Origin of the sequence: Zunongwangia sp. SCSIO 43204, assembly GCF_019904275.1 — a bacterium.
In the GTDB taxonomy this organism is placed as follows: Bacteria; Bacteroidota; Bacteroidia; order Flavobacteriales; family Flavobacteriaceae; genus Zunongwangia; species Zunongwangia mangrovi.
In genome coordinates, this window is record NZ_CP063204.1 from 1,877,190 (window position 1) to 1,903,844 (window position 26,655).

At 36.5% G+C, this 26,655-nt stretch carries 20 protein-coding genes; 15 read left to right on the plus strand and 5 right to left on the minus strand.

The features are described 5' to 3' along the window. Positions 1-37: 37 nt before the first annotated feature. The 8 genes from INR75_RS08275 to INR75_RS08310 all read left to right on the plus strand — a co-directional run bounded on the left by INR75_RS08275 (position 38) and on the right by INR75_RS08310 (position 9,079). The gene (locus tag INR75_RS08275) at positions 38-1,948 is read left to right on the plus strand and encodes a DUF3857 domain-containing protein (protein ID WP_223091512.1); all 1,911 of its coding nucleotides are present in this window, start codon (positions 38-40) and stop codon (positions 1,946-1,948) included. A 13-nt stretch (positions 1,949-1,961) separates the two neighbouring features. Next, positions 1,962-3,965 carry a DUF3857 domain-containing protein gene (locus tag INR75_RS08280; protein ID WP_223091513.1) on the plus strand — a complete coding sequence of 668 codons (2,004 nt, stop codon included), beginning with the start codon at positions 1,962-1,964 and terminating at the stop codon, positions 3,963-3,965. After that, positions 3,931-4,257, plus strand: coding sequence for a nucleotide pyrophosphohydrolase (locus INR75_RS08285; RefSeq protein WP_092540422.1), 327 nt, complete (start codon positions 3,931-3,933; stop codon positions 4,255-4,257). Before INR75_RS08280 ends, INR75_RS08285 begins: the two co-directional genes overlap by 35 nt. A gap of 1 nt (position 4,258) precedes the next feature. Next, complete coding sequence (locus tag INR75_RS08290; RefSeq protein ID WP_092540424.1) at positions 4,259-4,522, plus strand: hypothetical protein; 264 nt, start codon at positions 4,259-4,261, stop codon at positions 4,520-4,522. 19 nt (positions 4,523-4,541) lie between these two features. Beyond that, positions 4,542-5,765, plus strand: coding sequence for a 3-phosphoshikimate 1-carboxyvinyltransferase (aroA, locus tag INR75_RS08295; protein WP_223091514.1), 1,224 nt, complete (start codon positions 4,542-4,544; stop codon positions 5,763-5,765). Positions 5,766-5,857: 92 nt separating this feature from the next. Continuing rightward, the gene (gene queA / locus INR75_RS08300) at positions 5,858-6,907 is read left to right on the plus strand and encodes a tRNA preQ1(34) S-adenosylmethionine ribosyltransferase-isomerase QueA (RefSeq protein WP_223091880.1); all 1,050 of its coding nucleotides are present in this window, start codon (positions 5,858-5,860) and stop codon (positions 6,905-6,907) included. A gap of 105 nt (positions 6,908-7,012) precedes the next feature. Continuing rightward, positions 7,013-8,059 (plus strand): 23S rRNA (adenine(2503)-C(2))-methyltransferase RlmN, encoded by a 1,047-nt coding sequence (gene rlmN, locus INR75_RS08305; RefSeq protein WP_223091515.1) that lies wholly within the window; start codon positions 7,013-7,015, stop codon positions 8,057-8,059. 42 nt (positions 8,060-8,101) lie between these two features. Beyond that, a complete protein-coding gene (locus INR75_RS08310; RefSeq protein WP_223091516.1) occupies positions 8,102-9,079 on the plus strand; it encodes a polyprenyl synthetase family protein in 978 nt (325 codons plus the stop codon). Between the two features lie 42 nt (positions 9,080-9,121). Here the strand turns inward: INR75_RS08310 and INR75_RS08315 are convergent, their stop codons facing one another. The 4 genes from INR75_RS08315 to INR75_RS08330 all read right to left on the minus strand — a co-directional run bounded on the left by INR75_RS08315 (position 9,122) and on the right by INR75_RS08330 (position 11,863). After that, a complete protein-coding gene (locus INR75_RS08315) occupies positions 9,122-9,364 on the minus strand; it encodes a hypothetical protein (protein WP_223091517.1) in 243 nt (80 codons plus the stop codon). 185 nt (positions 9,365-9,549) lie between these two features. Further along, positions 9,550-9,786, minus strand: coding sequence for a hypothetical protein (locus INR75_RS08320; RefSeq protein ID WP_092540432.1), 237 nt, complete (start codon positions 9,784-9,786; stop codon positions 9,550-9,552). Positions 9,787-9,834: 48 nt separating this feature from the next. Further along, positions 9,835-10,602 carry a TIGR03915 family putative DNA repair protein gene (locus INR75_RS08325; protein ID WP_223091518.1) on the minus strand — a complete coding sequence of 256 codons (768 nt, stop codon included), beginning with the start codon at positions 10,600-10,602 and terminating at the stop codon, positions 9,835-9,837. Continuing rightward, positions 10,592-11,863, minus strand: coding sequence for a putative DNA modification/repair radical SAM protein (locus tag INR75_RS08330; RefSeq protein WP_223091519.1), 1,272 nt, complete (start codon positions 11,861-11,863; stop codon positions 10,592-10,594). The genes INR75_RS08325 and INR75_RS08330 overlap by 11 nt, the downstream gene beginning before the upstream one ends. Positions 11,864-12,018: 155 nt before the next feature. On the opposite strand from INR75_RS08330, the gene INR75_RS08335 reads away from it, so the two are divergent. The 7 genes from INR75_RS08335 to bglX all read left to right on the plus strand — a co-directional run bounded on the left by INR75_RS08335 (position 12,019) and on the right by bglX (position 25,591). Beyond that, positions 12,019-14,748 carry a histidine kinase gene (locus INR75_RS08335; RefSeq protein WP_255584675.1) on the plus strand — a complete coding sequence of 910 codons (2,730 nt, stop codon included), beginning with the start codon at positions 12,019-12,021 and terminating at the stop codon, positions 14,746-14,748. Positions 14,749-14,971: 223 nt separating this feature from the next. Then, the gene (locus INR75_RS08340) at positions 14,972-17,950 is read left to right on the plus strand and encodes a TonB-dependent receptor (protein ID WP_223091521.1); all 2,979 of its coding nucleotides are present in this window, start codon (positions 14,972-14,974) and stop codon (positions 17,948-17,950) included. Positions 17,951-17,964: 14 nt separating this feature from the next. Next, positions 17,965-19,443 carry a RagB/SusD family nutrient uptake outer membrane protein gene (locus INR75_RS08345; RefSeq protein WP_223091522.1) on the plus strand — a complete coding sequence of 493 codons (1,479 nt, stop codon included), beginning with the start codon at positions 17,965-17,967 and terminating at the stop codon, positions 19,441-19,443. Positions 19,444-19,506: 63 nt separating this feature from the next. Then, positions 19,507-20,892 (plus strand): glucoamylase family protein, encoded by a 1,386-nt coding sequence (locus INR75_RS08350; RefSeq protein ID WP_223091523.1) that lies wholly within the window; start codon positions 19,507-19,509, stop codon positions 20,890-20,892. A gap of 7 nt (positions 20,893-20,899) precedes the next feature. Next, positions 20,900-21,634, plus strand: coding sequence for a prolyl oligopeptidase family serine peptidase (locus tag INR75_RS08355; RefSeq protein WP_255584676.1), 735 nt, complete (start codon positions 20,900-20,902; stop codon positions 21,632-21,634). Next, positions 21,634-23,268, plus strand: coding sequence for a sulfatase (locus tag INR75_RS08360; RefSeq protein ID WP_223091524.1), 1,635 nt, complete (start codon positions 21,634-21,636; stop codon positions 23,266-23,268). The genes INR75_RS08355 and INR75_RS08360 overlap by 1 nt, the downstream gene beginning before the upstream one ends. 28 nt (positions 23,269-23,296) lie before the next feature. Then, positions 23,297-25,591, plus strand: a complete 2,295-nt coding sequence (gene bglX, locus INR75_RS08365; protein ID WP_223091525.1) for a beta-glucosidase BglX — start codon at positions 23,297-23,299, stop codon at positions 25,589-25,591. Positions 25,592-25,705: 114 nt separating this feature from the next. On the opposite strand, the gene INR75_RS08370 is transcribed toward bglX, so the two are convergent. After that, positions 25,706-26,602 (minus strand): alpha/beta hydrolase, encoded by an 897-nt coding sequence (locus INR75_RS08370; protein ID WP_223091526.1) that lies wholly within the window; start codon positions 26,600-26,602, stop codon positions 25,706-25,708. Between the last annotated feature and the right edge of the window lie 53 nt (positions 26,603-26,655).

Consider the following 26,655-nt stretch of genomic DNA (forward strand, 5'->3'; position numbering starts at 1 on the left):
TTAATATATTGCAAAACGAATATTACCAGTTTTTGCAATGAAATCTTTTTTAGTGAGCTTTATGCTCTTAAGCGGAATCCTGTGTTTTGCCCAGGAATCGTATCAAAGTATCATTCTTAAAAAAGAACTTACCGAGCATGCTAATGCGGTACTTAGGGATGAGAGCATCCTAGTTGAAGTTGAGGATGTAGATAAAATGACAGTTACCACCAGGCGAGTGGTTACCGTATTGAACAAATACGGAAATGGTTTTGTTAGAGCCTATGATTTTTATGATGATGGTGATGCGAAGATAAAGTCGCAGTCTGCCTACGTTTATAATAAAATGGGAAACGAGATCAAGAAGTATAAGCAGCGTGATTTTAAGGATCAAAGCGCTGTTGGGTCTTCTAATTTGTACTCAGATAACAGGGTGAGCTACCTGGATTATTCGCCTATGAGCTATCCTTACACGGTAGTTTACGAGAGCGAAGTACAGATGTCTACCACAGTTTTTATTCAGCCTTTTCAGCCTGTTGATGCATATTATGTAAGTGTTGAATCTAGCGAATATCAGCTAAAAAATCCAAATCATATACCACTCCGTTATCTGGAGTCTAATTTGGATAGTATTCAGGTTGAAAAAAATAATACTGATTTTGAGATCAGCTACGCGGTAAAAAATATTCCGGCTTATAAATACGAACCTTATAGTCCGCAGATTTCAGAATTAACTCCGAAAGTGAAAGTTGCTCTTGATAAGTTCAGTTTGATGGGCGTAGAGGGAACTGCAAATAATTGGACAGAGTTTGGTAAATGGCAATACGAAAACCTAATTAAAGGTAGGGACGAATTATATTCTTCAACAATAGCCGAGATCACAGCGCTGGTTAAAGACGCTGAAACCGATTACCAAAAAGCTAAACTAATTTACGAATATATGCAGGGAAAAACCCGGTATATAAGCGTTCAGTTAGGAATTGGTGGTTGGGAGCCTATTTTAGCTACAGAAGTAGATCGCGTAGGCTATGGTGATTGTAAAGGATTAACCAATTATATGAAAGCCTTACTGGCATCGCAGGGAATTAAGTCTAATTATGCGGTAGTTTATGCCGGGGATGAGCAAAAGGATATTGATCCTAAATTCGCGTCGATGCAGGGAAATCATGTGATTTTAAATGTGCCAGGAATTGCAGAAGAAGATGTTTGGCTGGAATGTACAAGTCAGTCTTTACCATTCAACTACTTAGGCGATTTTACAGATAATCGTCATGTATTATTGATCAAAGAAGATGGTGGCGAGATCGTAAAAACTCCAAATTACGAATGTGATATAAACCTGGAAGAAACGCTTTGCGAAATAGACCTTTCTGAAGATGCTTTTACGGCTAATATTAAAAAGCAAAGTAAAGGAATCCCATACGGAAACAATTATCATATCCAGGGACAAAAAGATAAAGACAAGAACATTTATTATAAAGAAGTTTTTGGAAATCTTCAGGGGATTCATTTTGATCACCTAAGTTTCGAGAATGATAAAGAACAGGCAAGTTTTTCTGAAGAGTTAGAATTTACCGGAAAGAAATTCTATACCACAGCGGGAAACCGAATATTACTTCCTCTAAATTTTATAGAACCTGAAATAGACATGGTATCGCGTGACGAGGACAGGCATTATCCTGTAGAAATCTTGCGTGGTTTTACAAATAAAGATCAATTTAATTTTAAAATTCCTGAAGGTTATGCGGTGGAGGCCCTACCCGAAGCGATTAGCATAGAAACCGATTTTGGAAGTTTTAAATTCTCTGTGGAATCCTCAAAAGACGATCCAGATGTTTTAGTGGTTAAACGTTCTGTAAGCGTTAATCAGGGGCACTGGCCGGCAGACAAGTTTGGAGATTTTAGAGAGTTTTTAAACAAAATCAACATGTTGAGCAATCAAAAGGCTGTTTTGGTTAAAAACAGCTAAAAATTATTTTACTATGCGTTTAAAATTTTATCTAATTGCATTTCTCCTGGTAGGAGGTGCGATGCAGGCACAGAACTACAAATTTGGGAAGGTTTCTAAAGAAGAAGTAGAAGAAACCGAACATCCTACGAACAAAGATGCCGATGCAGCGATATTGTATAAAAAACAATATTCTTTTTACGATTACAATAGTACTACAGGACTATCTTTAGTTACAAGGTATCACTATAGAATAAAACTTTATAATGAAGACGGCTTCGATTGGGCAACCGTGCAGTTAGATGAATATAAGAGCTCGAACGACGAGGAAAAGATCTACGGAGTTAAAGGTTATACTTATAATATCGTAGATGGTAAGCTGGTAGATGAAAAGTTACGGAAAGATGAGATCTTTGATGAAGAGATCTCTAAGTATCGCGATGCTATTAAGTTTACCATGCCTTCTTTACAGGCGGGTAGTGTTGTAGAATACGAATACGAAAAAAGATCACCATTTTTAACTTCTTTGGATGATACTGAATTACAGGCTACTATTCCTATTAAAATGATGGAAGTGAAAGTAGAGATACCAGAATTTTTTGGTTTTGTTTCTCATTATAATCAATTAGCTTCTTTGTTTATTCCAATCGATAAAACTTCAGAGCCGTTTAATATGCATACGCAGAATAACGACTACCTGCAAACGGTTTATACGATTACAAAAGAAAATATTCCAGCCTTAAAAGAAGAAGTGTATGTAGATTACCTGTACAACTATGCGGCAAGGATTAAATGGGAATTGCAGTATACTAAATTCCCAAATCAGCCTATGGATTATTTTAGCCATAGCTGGGAAGATGTTTCTAAATCTATTTATGATGATGGTGGGTATGCTACAGAGCTACGAAGAAGTAATTTCTTTAAAGATGATGTAGATGCCATTTTAGATGGAGCTTCTTTAGCTGAAGAAAAATTAGTGAGAATCTATAATTTCATCAAAAGTAAAGTTGCGTGGAATGATTACATAGGATATACAGCAGAAAACGGAATTAAGAAAGCATATAAGGAAGGGAGTGGAAACACAGGAGATATAAATCTTCTTTTAATTGCTATGTTAAGGTATGCTGGTTTAGAATCGCATCCAGTTCTTTTAAGTACAAAAAGTAATGGTGTGCCGGTATTTCCAACAAGATCTGGATTTAATTATGTAATCGCAGGAATACAATTTGGTGAGCAAACATTGTTGTTAGATGCTACAGATAAAAATGCCGCTCCAGGTGAATTACCAGAAAGAGCAAGAAACTGGCAAGGTAGGATTATTAAGGATGAAGGCAAATCTGACTGGGTTTACCTTTTACCAACCTATAAATCTAAAGAGCTTAACTACATGAATCTTCAGATCACTGAAGATCTTAAATTAAAAGGCAAATATACTGGTATTTATGATAAACTGGTTGCCAAGAATTTTAGAGATAAATATAAAGGCATAAATGAAGAAAGTTACTTGGAGTTACTTCAGGAAGGGAAAGGAGATATTTTAATTTCAGAGTTAACCAAGGAAAATGAAGATGCAATTGGGCAGAATGTAAAAGAGGTTTATCAATTTGAGATCAATAATGGGATAGAGGCAATTGGCGACAAACTTTATATAAATCCTTTACTGTTTTTATCAGAAAAAGAAAATCCTTTTAAAGCTGAAGAAAGAACATATCCAATTTATTTGAATTACCCGGTAGAATATGCTTCAACCATTAATTTTATGATTCCAAAAGGCTATAAAATTGAATCATTGCCAGAGAGTGCTATGGTAAATATGAACGAGGAAGATGCCAAGTTTAAATATTTGATTACCCAAAGTTCCAATTTCCTGAGATTAGAGACTTCGATAGATCTAAATAAGTCTGTTTTTTCAGCAAATGACTATGAGCATTTAAAAAACTTTTTCGATGAAATTGTGAGTAAACATTCAGAAGCTATAGTTTTGTCTAAAATTGAAGAAGACAATGGATCTACAGAACTCACAGAAGGCCGTCGATAAATGGATAAAAGAACACGGTGTTCGATATTTTAACGAATTAACTAATATGGCGCAACTCACCGAAGAAGTTGGTGAGGTTGCGCGTATTATTGCTCGTCGCTACGGTGAGCAAAGTGAAAAAGAAAGCGATAAAGCTAAAGACCTTGGAGAAGAGCTTGCAGATGTTGTATTTGTAGTGCTTTGTCTTGCCAATCAAACCGGGGTAGATCTACAGGAAGCTTTCGATAAAAAGTTAGATCTTAAGACCAAAAGAGATCACGACAGGCATCATAATAATGAAAAGCTGAAGTAAAATGAAGTTTAAAGAAATTATGTCCAGTAAGAAATACTGGCGCTCTGTGGTTGTTCTTGGTTTTTTATTCGTGCTTATCTACAACATCGTAATGATGGTAATCGATTATGGCGGTTTTGCTTTTAAAGATTACTATCAGGATAGGATGGCAGACGGGAAAATGATTACTTTTGTTGTTGGTCAGGTTCTTGGAATGATCGTTTATGGGATGATAGTATCCTATGGTCAATTCCGAAGAAAAGAAAAAGATCAGCTTAAAAAATAAATCAATAATCTCCTCTTCCATGAAATTTAAAGTAAAGCACTCACAGGATACTGTGACCGGAGCGCTACAAATAACGGGGTCTAAAAGTGAATCGAATAGATTGCTAATTATCGAGTCGCTTTTTAAGAACCTGCAAATTTCTAATCTTTCAAATAGTGACGATACCCAGGTGATGAAAAAAGCTTTAGCTTCTAATGAAGTTGAGGTAGATATTCACCATGCTGGTACCGCAATGCGTTTTTTAACGGCATATTTTGCTGTGCAGGATGGGAGAGAGACGGTTTTAACCGGTAGCCAGCGTATGCAGGAGCGTCCTATTCAATTACTGGTAGAAGCGCTTCGATCTATGGGAGCAGAAATCACTTATGAAAAAAATGAAGGATATCCGCCAATCCGAATTCAGGGTAAAAAACTTCAGGCAAATTCTGTGAGTCTTCAGGCAAATATCAGTAGTCAGTATATTTCAGCATTGATGCTTATTGGAGCATCACTTCCGCAGGGATTAACTATAAATCTTGAAGGACAGGTAACCAGTACGCCTTATATTTTAATGACCTTGGAGATGTTACAGCGTTCTGGGATCCAGGGAAGTTTTAAAGAAAATACTATTCAAATAGAAGCTTGCAGTGAATTATTACCAAAAACGATTCCGGTAGAATCAGATTGGAGCTCAGCTTCTTATTTTTATAGCATAGCAGCACTTGCTGAAGAAGCTGAGATAAAATTGTCGAATTACCGGGAAGAAAGTTTGCAGGGTGATTCCTGTCTTGCGAATATCTATAAGCAATTTGGGGTAGAAACAAGTTTTGGAGAAAATAGTATTACACTTAAAAAATCAAAATGTTCTAAGCCGGCGAGCATTACTGAAGATCTTAGAAACTCGCCAGATATTGCACAGACTATTGCTGTGACTTGTCTTGGTTTAGGGACAGCTTGTAAATTAACCGGCTTACATACTTTAAAGATCAAAGAGACCGATAGATTGGTCGCTTTAAAAAACGAGATCGAAAAGCTAGGAGGAGAGGTGGTGATCTCTAACGATCATTTAGAATTAAAAGCCTCTGCCACTTTAACAGAAAATATTGCCATAGCAACTTACAACGATCATCGAATGGCGATGGCATTCGCACCTATAGCATTAAAAGTACCGGTAATTATCGAAGATGCTATGGTGGTTTCTAAAAGTTATCCAGATTTTTATAATGACCTGGAAACACTAGAATTTACTGTAGAAAAAGACTAATTTTAAATTAACGGCCAAATATATTCGCAATTACTTGACAACGCCTGTTTTGAGATTGTATATTTGCAGCCTTTAAAATTTCAAATATGGGAATGAAACTTTCAAACTTCAATTTCGAACTTCCACCAGAATTGCTTGCTGAGTATCCTGCGGAAAATAGAGATGAAGCGCGCCTAATGGTTCTTAATCGAAAAGAGCAAACAATAGAGCACAAACAATTTAAAGACCTTATTAATTATTTTGATCCTGAAGATGTAATGGTTCTTAATAACACAAAGGTTTTTCCTGCTCGTTTGTACGGAAACAAAGAAAAAACAGGTGCAAGAATTGAAGTATTCTTATTAAGAGAATTAAATGCTGAAACTAAGCTTTGGGACGTTTTAGTAGACCCTGCACGTAAGATTAGAATTGGTAATAAACTATATTTTGGTGAAGACGAAAGTTTAGTTGCCGAGGTTATCGATAATACAACCTCTAGAGGTAGAACACTTCGTTTTCTTTATGATGGTTCTTACGAAGATTTTAGAAGAAAGCTTAAAGAACTAGGAGAAACTCCGCTTCCAAAATATATCAAGAGAGATGTTCAACCTGAAGATCAGGAGCGTTATCAAACGATCTATGCTAAAGAAGAAGGGGCAGTAGCTGCACCAACAGCAGGGCTTCACTTTTCTAAGCATTTATTAAAGCGTTTAGAGATTAAAGGAATTAATTTTGCTGAAGTTACGCTTCACGTAGGATTAGGAACTTTTAGTCCGGTTGAGGTAGAAGACCTTAGCAAGCACAAAATGGATAGCGAAGAAGCATTTGTAAAAGCAGATGCGGTAGATACCATTAACAGAGCAAAATCTGAAAAGCGTAAAGTTTGTGCCGTTGGTACAACAGTAATGAGAGTTTTAGAAAGTTCTGTTTCTTCAAATCAAACTTTAAACGAGTTTGGTGGTTGGACCAACAAATTTATCTTTCCTCCTTACGATTTTAGTATAGCGAACTGTATGGTAACAAACTTCCATACGCCAAAATCTACATTATTAATGATGATCTCTGCTTTTGCCGGTCATGATTTTATGATGAGAGCCTACGAAGAGGCAGTAAAAGAAAAATACAGATTCTATACTTACGGTGACGCAATGTTGATCTTGTAAGTTTTTAGAACAAATTTTTAAAAGCCACAATTAATTAAGATTGTGGCTTTTTGCATTTAAAAGGGCTTATATAGAATATCCTCAAAATCTTTGTAATTTTGCACTGTGAAGAATAAGAAAAAAGATATACGAGCTTTAACCAAAAAGCAACTGCAGGAGTTTTTTGTAGAAAACGGTGATAAATCCTTTAGAGGTTCACAGGTTTACGAATGGCTGTGGAGTAAGGGAGCGCATACTTTCGAAGAAATGACCAACATTTCTAAACAAACCCGTACGATGCTTGCCGAGAATTTTGTGATTAATCACATTCGTGTAGATCAAATGCAGCGCAGTAGTGATGGTACTATTAAGAATGCGGTAAAACTTCATGATAATCTTACAGTAGAATCTGTTCTTATTCCTACTCCAACTAGAACAACAGCCTGTGTTTCTTCCCAGGTAGGTTGTAGTTTAGATTGCCAGTTTTGTGCAACAGCACGTTTAAAACGTATGCGAAATCTTAATCCCGATGAAATTTACGATCAGGTTGTTGCTATAGATAATGAGAGTCGCCTATATTTTGATCGTCCTTTAAGCAATATCGTGTTTATGGGAATGGGAGAGCCGCTTATGAATTACAATAATGTGATGAAAGCGGTCGAAAAGATCACTTCAGACGAAGGTTTAGGAATGTCTGCTAAGCGAATAACTATTTCGACTTCTGGAGTGCCTAAAATGATCAAAAAACTGGCAGATGATGAGGCTAAAATTAAACTTGCTGTTTCTTTACATGCAGCAACCGATGAAGTTCGAACTAAGATCATGCCTTTTAATGAAACATTTCCGTTAGAAGATCTTAGAGAAGCTTTAGAATATTGGTATTCTAAAACCAAAAGCCGAATTACCTACGAGTATATTGTTTGGAAAGATGTAAACGATACCCGTAAAGATGCTATGGCATTGGTAAGATTCTGTAAATATGTGCCTTGCAAAGTAAATCTTATTGAATATAATCCAATAGATGATGGAGATTTTCAACGGGCATCTTCTCAGGCCACAGATATGTATCAGCAATTATTAGAGCGAAACGGAATTACAGTAACGGTAAGGCGATCTCGCGGAAAAGATATTGATGCAGCTTGTGGTCAATTAGCAAATAAATCGGCTTCATAAATGATCTTCAATTTCCCTAATTAAGCTATCTTTGCGGACTTTATGAAGATAATCTCTCAAATAAAACTTCCGGTTGAAAGAGAAATGGAGCTTTTCGAGAAAAAGTTCTTCCAATCGATGTCTTCTAAAGTTGCGCTCTTAAATCGAATTACGCACTACATCGTAAATCGAAAAGGAAAGCAAATGCGGCCTATGTTCGTCTTTTTGGTAGCCAAGATGGTTTCTGAAGGAAAAGTGAACGAGAGAACCTATCGAGGTGCTTCAGTGATCGAACTTATTCATACTGCGACCCTGGTTCACGATGATGTTGTGGATGATAGTAATCGCAGACGAGGATTTTTCAGTATAAATGCTTTATGGAAAAATAAGATCGCCGTTTTGGTTGGTGATTACTTGTTGTCTAAAGGATTGCTTCTTTCTATCGATAATAACGATTTTGATTTGCTGAAGATTATTTCTGTCGCGGTTAGAGAGATGAGTGAAGGTGAACTATTGCAAATTGAAAAAGCCAGGCGTTTAGATATTACTGAAGATGTGTATTACGATATAATTCGGCAAAAAACAGCAACGCTTATTGCGGCTTGTTGTAGCTTAGGCGCTGCTTCAGTTAAACCTGATTCTGAAGAAGTAGAAACCATGCGCCGATTTGGTGAACTTATTGGAATGGCTTTCCAGATAAAAGATGATCTTTTTGATTACGGCGAAGAAAAAATAGGAAAACCAACCGGAATCGATATTAAAGAGCAAAAAATGACGTTGCCGTTAATTTATGCGCTTAATAATTCAGATAAGAAAGAAAAGGCCTGGGTAATCAATTCGGTTAAGAATCACAATAAAGATAAAAAGCGTGTAAAAGAGGTGATCTCTTTTGTAAAAGAAAAGGGTGGTTTAAAGTACGCCACTTCTCAAATGATCGCTTTTCAGGAGGAAGCTTTAAAAATACTTGAAGAATATCCACAATCTCAGTATAAAGATTCTCTGGAATTGATGGTAAATTATGTAATTGAAAGGAAAAAATAAAGGCTGCAAATTTGCAGCCTTTTTAGTTTTTAGATGATACGATTATAGATCGTCATTAGCTTCTTCTCCATTCACATCGTCTGTTTCGTGAATTTCTTCATCAACTTCTTCTTTTACCTTATCGGCACCTTCTTCAATCTTTTCTCCAGCATGCTCTACATTATCTTCGATATCTTCTCCGATAGCTTCAATAGCCTCTTCTGTCTTTTCTCCGGTAGATTCTCTACAGGACTGGAAGGTAAATGCAAAAGCTGCAACAAAGACAGATAAAATTAATTTTTTCATGATTATTTAGTTTTTGATTGGCACCGCCAAAGGGTATAATACCCAGAGGCTTGCCTCGAAATTAAAAATTTGTTTCCAACGAATGTTTCGAGGGCTTGCCCCGAGGTAGTTTACTTTTATTTAAACCTAAAAAAAGCCACTACGACGAGTGGCTTTTTTATAATTTTCTTCAAAGGAAGAGAGAATTACATGTCGTCGTTGTCCTCTACTTCGTCTTCAACTTCTTGTCCTGCTTCTTCGATTTCGTCACCAGCTTCGTCAATTGCGTCCTCAGTTTCTTGAGCAGCTTCATCAACTCCGCTTTCTACATCTTCACCCATTTGTTCCATGGTATCTTCTGCACTTTCTTCAGTAGTTTCTCTACAAGAGTACATAGAAATTGTCATAGTTGCTACAGCAAATAATAAGAATAATTTTTTCATCGTTATAATGTTTAATTAGTTGAACAAACAAATGTAAACTAATTTTCATTACATGATAATAGTCTTTTCCGTTAAATATTTCCAATAACGTTTTGGTACATGTTGCAGGTGTAATTTAGTGTTTTTTCGGGATTTTATGTTGCTAGCGTCGAAATATGATTTCCATAATTTTTGAAAGCTTATTTCGTCTTCGTGAAGAATATTCGTGTTTTTTTTTGAATTATTTTTAAAATCTAGGCTGATTGGTGTTACTTTATTTAAGTTGTAATAAAGCCCAAATTGTCGTTTTTCATCATAAATTATCCATTGTTGATCGGCATATCTATTCTTAAAATGTTTTAAAATTAGGGGTAAAACGTTAAAATCAGGGGCAATTTTTGTGAAAAAAATTCCATCTTTTAGCAGTTCAAATCTTATAAAAGCTTCCATTCTATGCTTTTCGCGACCAACTTTTCTATCTAATTGGGCGATTTTGAGTATTGGAGGATGTGAAAAATCATCTGAAAGATCTGTTTTGTGCTCAAAAATATGCTTGAAAAAATCTACAATTAAGAGTTCTACACCCGGAATTTCAGACAAAAATGCGCGATAGATTCGGTGAACAGCTTTTTTAGAAGTATACTTTTTAAAGCTTTCCAGAACTCGCCCAGATTTTTCTTCGTCTGTAATTACATGTTCTTGGTTTGCAAAAAAGTCATTTTGATTATAGCCTTCTGGATAAATACTATATTCGGTTAATTTTTCTTCATAGATCTGGAAGATACAGGTTAGCAAACCTTTAAAAGTCCCATCGTAGATTAAAATCTTAGGATGCATGGTCAAATAGGTTTAGCTGAGTAGAATAGTCTTTCCTAAATTTACTAGAACTTGTTTTTATAATCTTCGATTTTATTTGTTCTGGGGTCCAATCTTTTCTTTCCCATAATCTAGAATCGCATACTATAAAATATTTTGCTCTATTTAATGCGATTCCTATAGCTTTTAAATGTTCCCAGTTTAACTTACGATATTTTCTGGCTTGTAAAATCTTAAAGACAGATCGCATTCCCAGGCCGGGAATTCTAGCAAGCATAGATTTATCTGCAGTATTAATATTTACAGGAAATAAATGTTGATTACGTAAAGCCCAACTTAATTTTGGATCGATATCCAAATCTAAGTTAGGATGATCATTATTTAATAGTTCTCTTATATCAAAACCATAGAATCTAAGAAGCCAATCTGTTTGATATAATCTATTCTCCCTTAGCATAGGAACTTGAGAAGTTATGGCTGGTAGCCGGGGATCTGTCGTGATAGGGACATAGCCAGAATAATAAACACGTTTCATATTATACTGCTTGTAATAGTTATTGGCAGAATACATAATATCACGGTCACTTTCTCCCGTTGCACCTACGATCATTTGGGTGCTTTGACCTGCCGGAGCATATTTTGGAGTACTTTTTATAAATTTCTTTTCGTTTTTAAATTGTATGATCTCATTTTTAACCTTTAGCATGGGTTTCGTGAAATCTTCATGTCTTTTCTCTGGAGCGAGTAATTTCAAACCAGAAACTGTAGGTACTTCGATGTTTACGCTTAATCGGTCTGCATAAAGTCCGGCTTCACGCATTAGTTCATCACTGGCTCCCGGTATGGATTTTAGGTGTATATAGCCATTAAAATTTTCTTCTTCTCTAAGTTTTTTAGCCACTCTAATTAATCGTTCCATCGTATGATCCGGACTTTTAAAAATTCCTGAACTTAGAAAAAGCCCTTCAATATAATTTCTACGATAAAAATTGATAGTAAGATCGACTACTTCCTGAACCTTAAATGCAGCTCGTTTTATATCATTACTTCGTCTTGTTACGCAATAAGCGCAATCGAAAATACAATGATTGGTAAGTAAGATCTTTAAAAGAGATACGCAGCGTCCATCTTCAGTATAACTATGGCAAATTCCCATTCCAGAGGAATCTCCAAGTCCGTTTTTAGTATTCTTTCGATTACTACCGCTGCTTGAGCACGAGACATCGTACTTTGCTGCGTCTGCTAAAATTTCTAATTTCTTTTTAATTCTATCGAAATTCATTCTACCAATTTTTCCAAAAATAGGAAAAAATCCAATTATTAGGATATAATCCGTTGTTAAACTTTTGAAGTACTATTTATACCTTATTTAGGAATTTAATGTCGTAGTTTTGCGGTATGGAAAGAGAGAATTTTAACTGCACAGATCGATTTTTTTTGAAGTCTAAAAAAATTGTTTATGTATTTATAATCAGTATTTTATGTGGGGTTTATTCTACTGCACAACAGTTGAATCCACCCATACAAAGTTATTCTTCGATTGAATATGACGCGGCTAGTCAAAATTGGGATGTTTCTATAGATGACTTAGGTGTTATTTATGTTGCAAATAATCGCGGTCTATTAGTTTATAATGGTCAAACCTGGAAATTATACAGTCTCAATTCTGGAGCAATCATTCGTTCCGTATATACTTTTAAGGATAAGATCTTTACTGGATCTTATAGAGAATTTGGTTATTGGAGTCGAAGCGATAAAGGGAATTTTAAATATCATTCTTTAAAATCGCTATTTAAAGATATAAATCTTAGCGACGAGGAATTTTGGGGAATTATCGCATATAAAGAGAATATTTATTTTCGATCCTTTGGGGGATTATATAAATATGATGGAGAGTCGATCGATAAGATCGCAAGTGGTGTATTTACGAGTATGCAGCATTTTAAAGGAAAACTTTTAGTTGCAAAGGGTCAAGATGGGCTCTTTTACCTGGATAATAACGATAAACTTAAATTTTATCAGCCTTCAGTATACTTGAAAGGTACTACCATTGCTGATATCGAGCTTCATAACCAACAACTTTATGTAGGTAGTAGAGAGAAAATATATTCTCTAAACACCCAAAATAATCAGTTTGAATTATTACCAGAAAAGGTAAATCAGTTTATAGGTAAGTCTGAATTAAATAAGATCATAAGTCTGCCAAATAACGATCTTATGATTGGAACCTTAAAAAGCGGACTTCTAAAATGGAATAGTCAAAACGGGAATTACCAAATTTTCGATAGATCTAATGGCTTACAGAATAATACTATTCTTTCTATGGATTATTTCAAAGGAAATCTTTGGTTGGGACTTGATAACGGAATTGATCGAATAGATATAGATTCGCCCATAAGTTTTTATACGGATACTTCTGGAGAGTTGGGAGCGGTTTATGATCTTGTGAACGATTCAGATCAAATGTTTTTGGCCAGTAATACTGGCGTTTATCGATTAGCCGATGATAAATTAAAAATTATCGAAGGAGCCGAGGGCCATTCCTGGAATTTAGAAAAACTTGAAAGCGAAATATTAAGCAACAGTAATTCGGGTACTCTTAAAATAAATAGTGAAAACGCCGAAATTATAGATAATTCCACAGGAAGTTTTTATACAGAAGTGTCACCTTCTGGTAAGTATCTTATCGGAACCTATACAGGTATCATTACATATACAGATGATCATTTTTCTAAAATAGACAGTTTAAATTTTCCCGTCCAAAAAATAATTTTTGAGAATGAAAATACCTTATGGGCTGCACACCCCTACGAGGGTGTTTATCGTGTTATTCTTTTTGATAGCCTAGGAATAGCTGAATCTGTAAAAGAGGTTTCTGGTTTAAAGAATGCATCGCTTGTAAACCCTCAAATATTTAAGATCAATAATCAAATTGCAGTTTTTTCTGATGATAGGTGGCTAAAATACAACGCATTTAGTGATAGTCTTGAAGATTTTGAAGAAATAAATAAGTTTAATGGATATAAGCTTTTGGAAGAAATAAATGATGAATATTGGTTTATAAATACCAAAACAAATGATCTTTTGTTTACAAATTTGAAAGAAAAACAGTTGATCTTACCTTCCTGGCGTTTGGACAATCGTTTAGTAAAGGGCTATGAGCAAATGACGGCGGTTTCAGACTCTGTGTTTTATATCAGCTTAAAAGATGGTTTTGCACGTTTAGATCTTAGCAAACTTTTAAAAGAACAAGCTGGATTGTTTATTTCTGAACCTTTTGTTACTGGGCTAGAAGATTTAGAGAATAAATATGCTTTAACTGAAGAGGCAGAAATTCCTTTTAAAAATGCCAGTTTAATAAGATTTGATATAGGTCTACCTTTTTCTGATGCACGAGAAATAGGATATCATCTTATTGGAAACGATACGATCTCTGGGATTGTTGATAATGGTAAACTTGAATTTCAGAATTTAGATTATGGAGAATACGATTTAGCGCTATACCCTTTAGGAAGCAGGTCTGATAATTCTAAAGTTTTCAGTTTTTCGATCTTACCGCCATGGTACCTATCTCTTTGGATGAAATCAGCTTATCTTATGTTGTTTTTATGCGGAATAGCTCTGATTTTTTTGTATAACAGAAGACGTCTTAAAAAGCATCAACTGCTTATCGAGCAAAAATTTGAAAAAGAGCATAAAGAACGTATCGATAGATTAGAACGTGAACGTTTAATGGACGAGATCGATATGAAACGTAAAGAATTAGCCAATACAACCATGATGGCGGCTAAGAAGAACGAAGTGCTAATGGAGATACAGGGAGAACTAAATAAAGATAAGGCAAAAATTAACCAATATCGTCTTAAGCACATTATGAATAAAATTAATGGAGCTGTAAAAAGTAAGGATGAATGGCAGGTTTTTGAAACGAATTTCAATGAAATTCATGAAGATTTTTTCAAGGACCTTTTAGATACTTATCCCCAGCTTACCAGTAAAGATCTAAAACTTTGTTCTTACTTAAAGATGAATCTTACTTCAAAAGAAATTGCTCCGTTAATGGGAATTTCAGTTAGGGGTGTAGAAGTACATCGCTATCGTCTTCGGAAAAAAATGGATTTGGATAAGAACGAGAATCTGACAAATTTTCTTATTAAAAATTTCTAAAATTTTAAAATTTAGCCTTCTTTTTTAGAATTCAGCACTACATCATTACTACATCATACATTAATTTTGGTATTTTTTATTTACTTCAAATTAGTTTTAAATATCTGTATTTCAGAGATATATAAATTAAAATTCAATGATGTATAGGATGTGTACTACATCGTTTGCGAAAAATAAGCACCTACCTGTATCTTTCGGCAAAATTAAGTAAACATCAAACCGTATGAGATTCAAATTAATTACTGTTTTCGTCATGCTTTTATCCTATATAGGTATGGCGCAGGAGACAAAAACCATTAGCGGTACTGTATCAGATAGTACAGATGTGCCGTTACCTGGTGCCCAACTAAAAGTACAGGGGAAGGAAATTTTTACCGTAACAGACTTTGACGGTAACTTCACTCTGGAAGATGTAGAGGAGGGCGATGTATTTAGAATAACTTTCTTAGGATTTCAACCAAAAGAAGTAACTGTAGGAACAGAGAATGAATATAATGTAGTACTACAAGAAGAAGCTGCGTCTTTAAATGAAGTTGTAGTAATTGGATATGGAGAGGCAGAGTCTCGAGATCTTGCCGGGACCATAAGTAATTTAAAGGCCGAAGAAATTAATGATTCGCCAACTACTTCAGCACTACAGGCAGCACAAGGTAAGTTACCGGGTGTTCAGGTAATCAATAATGGTTCCCCTGGTTCTGTTGGTAATGTGAGAATTAGAGGTGCAATTTCAGTTCTTGGTGGAGCAGATCCTTTATATGTTGTGGATGGTGTGATCACACAGGATATTAGTGGTATCGCCAACTCAGATATCGAAAGCTTCGATGTTTTAAAGGATGCTTCTTCAACTGCTATTTATGGTGCTCGTGGCGCAAACGGTGTAGTTTTAATCACCACTAAATCAGGTAAGGGGAAGATGAAAGTTTCTTTATCTTCTACTACTGGTATCAATACTTTAGTAAATGGTGTTGATATGGCAAATGCGCAGGAGTATGCACAATATACTAACGAAGCTTTAACCAGAACAGGAAATGATCCTGCATTTACAGCTTCAGAAATTTCTGGTTTGCAAACAACAGATTGGATGGACCAGATCACGAGAGAAGGTCTTTTCCAAAACTATAATTTATCGGTTTCTGGAAGTAAAGAAGATATCGATTACTACGTATCTGCAAATTATATGGATGAAGAAGGGATTCTTCAGGATAATGATTACGAGCGATTAACTGTTCGATTAAATAATACTTACCATTTAAGCGAAAATATAAGATTTGGGCATAACGTAAGTTTAGTGAGACAAAGAGGTTTTAATCCATCTTTTTCAAACTTTACTAACGCCTACAAACAGGCACCACACATTCCTGTTCGCGGTGAGGATGGTAATTATAGAACTACTAACCTAAATAACGTAGGTAATCCTGTAGCGAACATCGATAATAACCAAAACGTAAACGAGCAGGTTAGAATTTTAGGAAATGCATGGGGAGAAGTTGATATTTTCGACTGGTTATCTTTCCGTTCTAGTATTGGTGTAAATGTTCTTAGAGAAAAGAGCAGAAACTATGGTGCTAGATACATCGTAGGTAACGAAAGTGGAACTCAAATTCTTAACCAAAATCAGGTTTTAAACGTTCGTGATTATGATGAAGAACGTTTTAACTGGGATAACTTCTTAACATTCGATAAGAAATTTGGTAAGCATGATGTGAACCTTACTTTAGGTTTAACTTCAGAGCGTTTAGCGTCAGAAGCTTTTGAAGGTTCCCGTCGTGGTGTGCCACCATCTGATAATCTTTTATACTTAGGAATAGGAGAACAGGAAGGACAAACAATCGATCATGTAGGTGACCGTTCTACACGTTTGGCTTACTTCTCTAGATTGTTATATAACTTTGATAAGCGTTATGTATTTAATGCAACTATTCGTAGAGAAGGTTCATCTAAATTTGCAGAGTCTGAAAGAATTAGATATTATCCTTCTTTTGGTGTAGCATGGAACATCGATAACGAAGATTTCTTTGCAAACCAAAATTTCTTAAGCAATCTTAAAGTAAGAGGTAGTTACGGTTTAGTAGGTAACGACCGTATCGATTCTGGATTATTTCTTCAATTGATCGACTTTAGCGCTTATCCATTTCCAAATGGTGTAGCGATAGGGGGATCTTCAATTCAGCAATATGATGAAAATCTTACCTGGGAAACTACAACAGAGCTGGATCTAGGTATCGAATTTGGAATGTTGGATAATCGCTTAACAGGTGAATTTACCTATTATGATAAAGAAACAGAGGATATTTTATTCCCACTTTCTTTACCACAAACATCTGGTGATGATAGTTTCGTAACCAACGCCGGTAGTATTGAAAATAAAGGTATCGAGTTCGCTTTAAATTGGAGTGATGCTTCAGAAAGTGGAGACTTTAGTTATAATGTTGGATTCAACATCACTAAAAACGAGAACGAATTAACCAATATTAACCCGGTTGTAGAAAACGCTATTCCTTTTATAGATAGTGGAGATCTAGGTAATGGTCAAATCGTTACAAGAACTGTAGAAGGTAATGAACTTGGAACTTTCTGGTTATATAAAACAGATGGTGTTTTCACAAGCCAGTCAGAGATCGATAATAGTGCACAGCCAGGAGCACGTGTAGGAGACTTTAGATATGTAGATACTAATGGAGACGGTTCTATCACTCAAACTGATAGACAATATATGGGATCTTACCAACCAGATTTTTATTACGGAATCAACTTAGGTGTAACCTATAAGCAAGTAGATTTCTCTACTTCGTTATTCGGAAACGTTGGGAATAAAGTATTTAACGGTCTAAGAGCACAAAGATTTAGTGGAGAGAATATCGATGCCGACCTATTTGGAGAAAGATATACAGGTGGAGATAGCGGTAACGGAGGTCCTGCAGCGTTTAACGCGGTGCCACTTCCTTCAGATTATTATCTGGAAGATGGAGACTTCTTAAGAGTGAACAACATTACTGTTGGATACAATTTTAGTGATGATATTCTTGAATCGATTCAACTTTCACGTTTAAGAGTGTATGCGACAGCGCAAAACGCACTAACGTTTACAAAATACAGCGGATTTAATCCTGAATTACCAAGAGGTATTCTTGATAGCGGTTTAGAATTGGATGCTTATCCAACAACAGCAAAATTCCTTTTAGGATTAAATATTGACTTTTAAAAAATACTATGACAATGAAAAATTTAAGAATTCAATATAAAACCATGACGAAAGCTTTAGTTGCAGTTTCTGCACTATTAGCCATGTCATGTTCAGATGATTATTTAGATGTAGCGCCAGAAGGGCAAGCTACAACCGGCAGTGGATATTTTCAGGGAGAGAATGTAGAGCAGGCAATCGTTGCTTCTTATTCCCACTTGTTGGATTGGAGTCAGCATTCTTTCTCATATTCTGGTATTTTCAGTATTGCTTCAGATGATGCAGATAAAGGAAGTGCGCCAGGAGATTCAGGTACAGATAAAGATAAACTAGATAATTTTACTCATGAAGCTACAGATACTTCTGTTGGTGGTCTTTGGGGAGCAAATTATCGCGGAGTAGCCACTGCAAATACAGGGATCGATATCGTAAATGAGCCGGCAAATAATTTATCTGAATCTACTATTGCAGAATATCAGGCAGAATTCAAATTCTTCAGAGCTTACCATTATTTTACATTAGTACGTGTATTTGGTGGTGTGCCAATAATTACTGAAGAAACAGATCCTAACGACCAGGAAGCTTTACTGGTTAGAGATAGCCGTGAAGATGTATACGCTTTTATCGTAGAAGATCTTACTGAAGCTGCAGAAAATTTACCTGAAACTCCTGCACAAGTAGGTAGAGTTACACAAGGGACTGCAAAAACCTTGCTTGCAAAAGTGCAAATGTACCAGGGGAACTGGCAGGAAGTTCTAGAGCTAACTAACGAGGTGATCGCTTCAGGACAGTATGCATTACATCCTAACTACGAAGAACTTTGGAGAAACCAGAATGAGAATACTGCAGAGTCTATTTTCGAGGTTCAGGGAAGTGCTTCAGAAAATTTAGGAATTAATAATATGGCCGTTCACCACGGAGTAAGAGGCCAGTGGGGATGGGGATTCGATGTTCCTTCTCAAAGCTTAGTAGATGCTTACGAAGCTGCAGACGATCAAATTCGTATGGATGCAACCATTATTTTCCGCGGAGAAGAAATGTACGACAACTATTTATATGAAGATGATCCTAATCTTACTGCCGTAGTTAGTGAAGATGCTCCAAACCCATACTATAGTGAGAAAATGTATTTTGGGCCGGAGAATGCCAATGCTACAGAAAAGAATCTTATCATTTTACGTTATGCTGAAGTTCTTTTAATGAATGCGGAAGCAAATAACGAATTAGGAAATTCTGCTGCTGCTCTAGAAAGTTTAAATATGGTAAGATCCAGAGTAGAATTGCCAGCCATTACCACTACTTCTCAATCTGAATTAAGAGATATTATCTGGAGAGAAAGAAGATTGGAATTTGGTATGGAGTTCGATCGTTATTTCGACGTGATTCGCCAGGGTAGAGGACAGGAAGTTTTTGGACCGCTTGGATTCCAGGCCAACAAAAATGAAGTTTTCCCAATACCTCAGGATCAGATAAGCCTTTCAGGAGGATTATTAGAACAAAATCCTGGATACTAATAAATCTATTAAAAGGTGTTTCGGGAGTTTCTCGAAACACCTTTCTTATTTTAAGCTTAACCGATGAATCTAAAAAAACACCTTATATATCTTCTGTTTTTAGGTTTTGCATTCACCGCATGCAACGACACTTCAAAAAACAATTCAGAAGAGACTTCACCAAAAACTGCTCAGGATTCAACTAAACTGAGTGAAGAAGCCTTGTTGGACACCGTCCAGAAGCAAACATTAAAATATTTCTGGGATTTTGCTGAACCTAATAGCGGGATGGCCAGAGAGCGATATCATCCAAACGGAGATTATCCAAATAACGATCCGGATATTGTAACCACGGGAGGATCTGGATTTGGATTAATGGCAATAGTTGCGGGGATCGAAAGAGGATTTATTCCGCGAGAAGAAGCCGTGCAACGCTTATATAAAATTGCCACTTTTTTAGAAAAAACACCAAAATATCACGGTGCTTTCCCACACTGGATAAACGGAAGAACCGCTGGAACACAAGAATTTGGTTCAGATAGTAAAGACAACGGAGGCGATATTGTAGAAACTTCGTTTTTAGCGCAGGGATTTATTGTGGTGCGCCAGTATTTGCAAGATGGAAATGAAGACGAAAAAGCTGTAGCAGCCAAATTCGATAAATTATGGCAAAATATTGAGTGGGATTGGTACACTAATAATAAAAACGGAATTTTTTGGCACTGGTCGCCAGATTATGAATTTCAGAAGAATTTTATGATCGAAGGTTATAACGAATGTCTTATTACTTACGTAATGGCTGCCAGTTCACCAGATCATGCGATCAAACCTGCCGTTTATCACGATGGTTGGGCAAGAAGCGGAAATATTACAACCGATAAAAAAGCATACGGAATTCCGCTAATATTAAAATTCAACACAGTTGGCGATAAAGCAGGGCCGTTGTTTTGGGCACATTATTCATATTTAGGCTTAAATCCAAAAGGACTTAGCGATCGTTACGCCAATTATTGGGATCTAAACGTAAACCATAGCAAGATCAATTATGAGTATGCGCAGGAAAATCCTAATAATTATAAAACTTACAGTGAAAATAGCTGGGGATTAACTGCAAGTTATACTAAAAATGAAGATGGTAGCGTAGGTTACGCAGCACATTCACCAGATGATGATCACGGAGTGGTTTCTCCAACTGCTGCCGTAAGTTCTATTCCTTATACTCCGGAAGAAAGCTTAAGAGCGATTAGATATTTTTACGAAGATCAGCACGATTTGCTTTGGGGACCTGCCGGTTTTTACGATGCCTTCAACTTAGATGGTGGCGATTGGGTTGCTGAAAGATATTTAGCGATCGACCAGGGACCAATGATGGTGATGATCGAGAATTATCGTAGCGGACTTATTTGGGATCTATTTATGAGTGCTCCTGAAGTTCAGCAGGGATTAGAAAAGCTAGAGTTTATCCGTTAAAAAATTGATGATGAAATTATCGAATATCGCATTACTAGGATTATTTATTTTCTTCGGAATTACTGCGGAAGCTCAAACTGCGGGTATTTCAGAAAATCAATTTAAAGAGAAAGTAGAGATTCCAGTAGATATGGGATATCTTCTGTATAAACCTGAAGCCTATAAAAAGTCCAAGGAAGATTATCCTTTAATCGTTTTTCTACATGGTGCCGGCGAACGAGGTACAGATCTTCAGAAGGTAAAAGTTAATGGGCCTTTTCAATATTTAAAAGAGGGAAATGAGATTGATGCGGTAATGCTAGCGCCGCAATGTCCTGCTGAAACTTACTGGCAGCCAGATGAAGTAGCTGCTTTGGTAATGAAAATTATCAAAGAAGAACGAATCGATCCAAGTAGGGTTTACTTAACTGGTTTAAGTATGGGCGGTTATGGCGTTTGGGCTACAGGCGGTAAATATCCAGAATTGTTTGCTGCAATGGCTCCGGTTTGTGGCGCGATCTACAGGCCAATTTATCGAAACGCGCAACATCTTCAAAATATGCCTATTTGGGTATTTCATGGAGCAATGGACGATGTTGTTTTGCCAGAGAACAGTAACAAAATGGTGATGGCGTTAAAGCAATCTGGAAATCAGGATGTAAAATACACGATCTATCCTTTTGCAAATCACAATAGTTGGACAGAAACCTATAATAATCCAGAATTATACGATTGGTTATTAAGTCAGAAAAAAGAAAAATAATGAAACTTAGATTCCTGTATTTCGTTGTTTTGATGAGCTTTTTTTCCTGTAAAGAAGAAAAGGGAAATGCTGCTGAAGAAAAATCTGCATCTAAAAAGCCTAATATCGTCTTTATAATGGCCGATGATCATGCGGTAAAAGCGATAAGCGCTTACGGAAGTGAAATAGGGAAACTGGCGCCAACACCAAATATCGATCGATTAGCTAAAAACGGAGCAATATTTCGCCAGAATTACAACACAAATTCGCTTTGTGGGCCAAGTAGAGCGGTGATCTTAACCGGGAAGCATAGTCATGAAAATGGCTTTAGAATGAATGGGGAAAAGTTTGATAATTCGCAGCAAACCATGCCTAAGATTTTCAGAAATAATGGGTATCAAACTGCGGTGATCGGGAAATGGCATTTAGCCGGAAAACCAACCGGATTTGATTACTGGAAAATTTTAGAAGACCAGGGGAAATATTATAATCCCGATTTTATTACGGAAAAGGATACTGCCAGAGTTGAAGGTTATGCAACAGATCTTATTACAGATTACTCGTTAGATTGGTTAAAACAACGAGATACGTCGAAGCCGTTTTTCTTAATGGTGCAACACAAAGCACCGCATCGTAACTGGATGCCTGCTTTGCGCCACGTCAATAAATATGATTCGGTTCAATTTCCTTTGCCAGATTCGTATTTCCCAGATTTCGAAAACCAGGAAGCTGCTGAAGAACAGTTGATGACCATTTACGAGGATATGTACGAAGGTCACGACCTTAAAATAAGTAAGGCTAAAGGAACAGATGAATTGGCAAGCAATCCCTGGATAGACGATTTTGATCGTATGACCGATGAACAACGTAAAAAATGGAACGAGGCCTATCGCCCAGAAAATGATGCTTTTTGGGAAAAGGATTTGCATGGCGAAGATCTGGCCAGGTACAAAGGGCAGCGTTATTTAAAGGATTATATGGCAACCATAGCTTCAGTAGACGAAGGAGTGGGTAGAATTTTAGATTATTTGGAATCTCAGGGACTAGATGAAAATACGCTAGTGGTCTATACTTCAGATCAGGGTTTTTATCTGGGTGAAAATGGATGGTTTGATAAGCGATTTATGTACGAACCATCATTTAGAATGCCATTGCTAATGCAATTTCCGGGGAAAATTCCGCAGCAATCTGAAGTAAATGCCATGACTCAAAATCTCGATTTTGCCCCAACATTTTTAGATGTTGCAGGAATTGATATTCCAGAAGATATGCAGGGAATCTCATTTAAAGATGTGGTTTTTGGTCAAAAAGAAGAGCTGGATCGTGATGCCATTTATTATCATTATTACGATTGGCCGGCTTTTCATATGGTAAAACGTCACTACGGAATTAAAACCGATCGCTATAAGATCATGCATTTTTATGATGATAATGATGCCTGGGAATTCTATGATCTTCAGGAGGATCCAGAAGAAAATAATAACCTGATCGATAATCCAGATTATCAGGAAGAAATTGAAATGATGAAGCAAAAACTGGATTCTGTTCAGCAATATTACAACGTAACTGAAAAGGAATTTGAAAAAGCTTCAGAAAAAAGTATAGAAAATGCCTACAGAAATTTCGAAAGAATGCGTGGCAAAGCTATAGAATAATTGTTAGTACAACCCTAAATAGAATTACATGATAAAGAAAAGTTTAATCACATTTTCGCTAATTACAGGATGCTTTTTTGCCCCAACAAAAAGCCTACAAGCGCAAACTGATGAATCTAAAATGGATGCAAAGGTTGATGAGATCTTAGCTGAAATGACCATCGAAGAAAAGATAGGTCAGCTTAACCTACTTAATCCTGGAGGCGGTGTTGCTACCGGTGCAGTGGTAAGTGATAATGTGCAACAAAAAATTAAAGACGGGGAAGTAGGCGGACTATTTGGTGTTGCCGGTCCCGATAAAATTAAAATTGCACAGGATTATGCCGTGAATGATACCCGATTGGGAATTCCGTTGCTAATTGGTTCAGATGTGATTCATGGTTATAAAACCACCTTTCCAATTCCTTTAGGAACTGCAGCAAGTTGGGATTTAGAGATGATCAAAAGAACTGCTGAAATTGCAGCTCAGGAAGCTACGGCAGATGGGATCAACTGGAATTTTTCACCGATGGTAGATATCGCTCGCGATCCAAGATGGGGAAGAATTGCTGAAGGTGCCGGTGAAGATCCTTATTTAGGTTCTCAAATCGCAAAAGCAATGGTAGAGGGTTACCAGGGTGACGATCTTACCAAAGAAAATACGATGATCGCTACCGTAAAACATTTTGCTTTATACGGAGCTTCAGAAGCAGGTCGTGATTATAATACGACCGATATGAGTAGAGTAAAAATGTTCAATGAATATTTACCTCCTTATAAAGCGGCGATCGATGCTGGTGCAGGAAGTGTGATGAGCTCTTTTAACGATGTAGATGGTGTGCCGGCAACCGGAAATAAATGGCTGCTAACAGATCTGCTTCGTGACCAGTGGGGATTTGATGGTTTTGTAACTTCAGATTATACTTCTTTAAACGAAATGATCGCTCACGGAATGGGAGATCTTCAGGCGGTTTCAGCATTAGCTTTAAAAGCCGGCTTGGATATGGATATGGTAGGAGAAGGTTTTTTACAAACGCTGAAAAAATCTTTAGATGAAGGTAAAGTAACCGAAGAAGAAATTACCACAGCTGCACGCCGAATCTTAGAAGCGAAATATAAGCTTGGTCTTTTTGAAGACCCTTATAAATATTTAGATGAAAGCCGACCAGAAAAGGATATCCTTTCTGAAGAAAATAGAGCTTTTTCAAGAAAAGTAGCGGCGCATTCTTTTGTGTTACTTAAGAAAGATGCCGGAGTTTTTCCACTTAAAAAAGATGCGAAAATTGCCCTTGTTGGACCTTTAGCCAATAACAAAAATAATATGTTAGGAACCTGGGCGCCAACCGGTGATCCACAACTTTCTGTTCCGGTTTTAGAAGGAATAAAAAATGTAGCGCCAAAGGCTAAAGTAAGCTACGCGCAGGGAGCAAATATTACGAATGATGCCCAATTAGCTGAAAATATTAATGTTTTTGGTCCTCGTGCTGAAATTAGCGAGACTTCTCCTGAAAAAATGTTAGAGGAAGCTATAAAAGTGGCTAAAAAATCTGACGTGATCGTGGCGGTTGTTGGAGAAGCAACAGAAATGAGCGGAGAAGCTGCCAGCAGAACTAATTTACTGATTCCTGAAAGTCAGAAAAAAATGATTCGCGAATTGGCCAAAATCGGTAAGCCTATGGCACTGGTTTTAATGAGTGGTCGTCCTTTAAATATTTCAGAAGAATCTGAAATGGGTCTTGATATTCTTCAGGTTTGGCACCCAGGTGTAGAAGCAGGAAATGCAATTGCCGATGTTATTTTTGGAGATTATAATCCTTCAGGAAAAATCACAGCATCGTGGCCAAGAAATGTTGGTCAGGTTCCGGTTTATTATTCAATGAAAAGAACAGGAAGACCAGGTTCACAGCCAGGATTTGAGAAATTTAAGTCAGAATTTTTAGACACTCCTAACTCACCATTATATCCTTTTGGATATGGTTTAAGTTATACCGATTTTGAGTATAGCGATGTAAAAGCCCGTGCAGACGAATTAACAATGGATGGAACGATCACTTTAAGCGCAACAATTACCAATACTGGTGAGTACGATGGTGAAGAAGTAGTGCAGCTTTATATTCATGATAAAGTGAGAAGCATCACGCCGCCAATGAAACAGCTAATAGGTTTTGAAAAAATTATGTTGAAAAAAGGCGAATCTAAGACCGTAACTTTTGAAGTAAGCGCAGAAGATCTGAAATTTTACAACAGCAGTTTAGAACATGTAGCTGAGCCAGGAGAGTTTGATTTCTTTATTGCAGGAAGCTCTGATGCTGAATTTGAAAATACATTTATACTAAAAGAATAAGCTTAGGTGTAATTAAAACATAATCGATCCTAACCAATTTGATTATAATTTCCGAAAGAAAAAACCGATGATCTAATCATCGGTTTTTTTGTTTTTTAATGAGGTATTTCGCTTTTAAAATGTATGCTCAATTTGTTGATTTTCGCCTTTTAAAAAGACATCGTCAAAATATTGAAAAACCATCTGTAAATGATCAAAAGGAATTCCTGAAATTTCGTGTCCTGCTTCAGGGAAAGTATTTAGCATGTAAGAAGTGTCGAGTTCCTTCAGTTTATCGGCTAAACTTCGGGAACCATCTAAAATTAGATAACCGAGTTCGTCTTTATCACAAAAATGATGAGGTGCGGTAGCATAAGGCACCAGATTATCTGCCGTTCCGTGGAAAAATACCGTTGGTACAGCGTTTTCTTTACTAATATAGCGTTTATCGACAATCGCCCCGGCCAAAGATAAAATGCCCTTAAATTTAAGATTCTCGTATTTTGAAGCATCTTTAAAGAGCAGATCACGATTAAAAGCTGCGCTTAAAACAGCTTCAGCACCCGCGCTACTTCCGCCAATAATCATCTTTTCAGGATCTATTTTGAATTGATCTTTTTTGCTGATCATAAAGTTCACGGCATCCAAAAAATCTTCAGCAGCGAGTTTGAAAGTTTCGATCTTTTCTTCAGTTTCAAAATCACAACCAAAAGACTGGTCTTTTCGGGTTAAGCGATAGGATATTTGAACGGCAACATAGCCATAACTTGCTGCGATTTTAGCCAATTTTACCTCGTCTTCATTTCGCGGACTGCCAAAACCAAAACCACCGCCGTGCATGAAAATAAAAACGGGTCGGTTTTTAAATGAATTTTCAGGTTCATAAACGTCTAGGTAAAGTTCCTGGCCGTCTTTTTCAGCATAAGTAAGTGTTTTTCGAACTTTAGGTTTATAAATACTGTCGGTAAAATGTTGTTGTGCAGAAACTTGCAGGCAAAGGAAAAGTATAGCGCCAAACAAGATTCTTTTCATATTTAAATGCATAATAAACTGGTAGTATGTTAGAGTTTCAAATTAGCCATTTT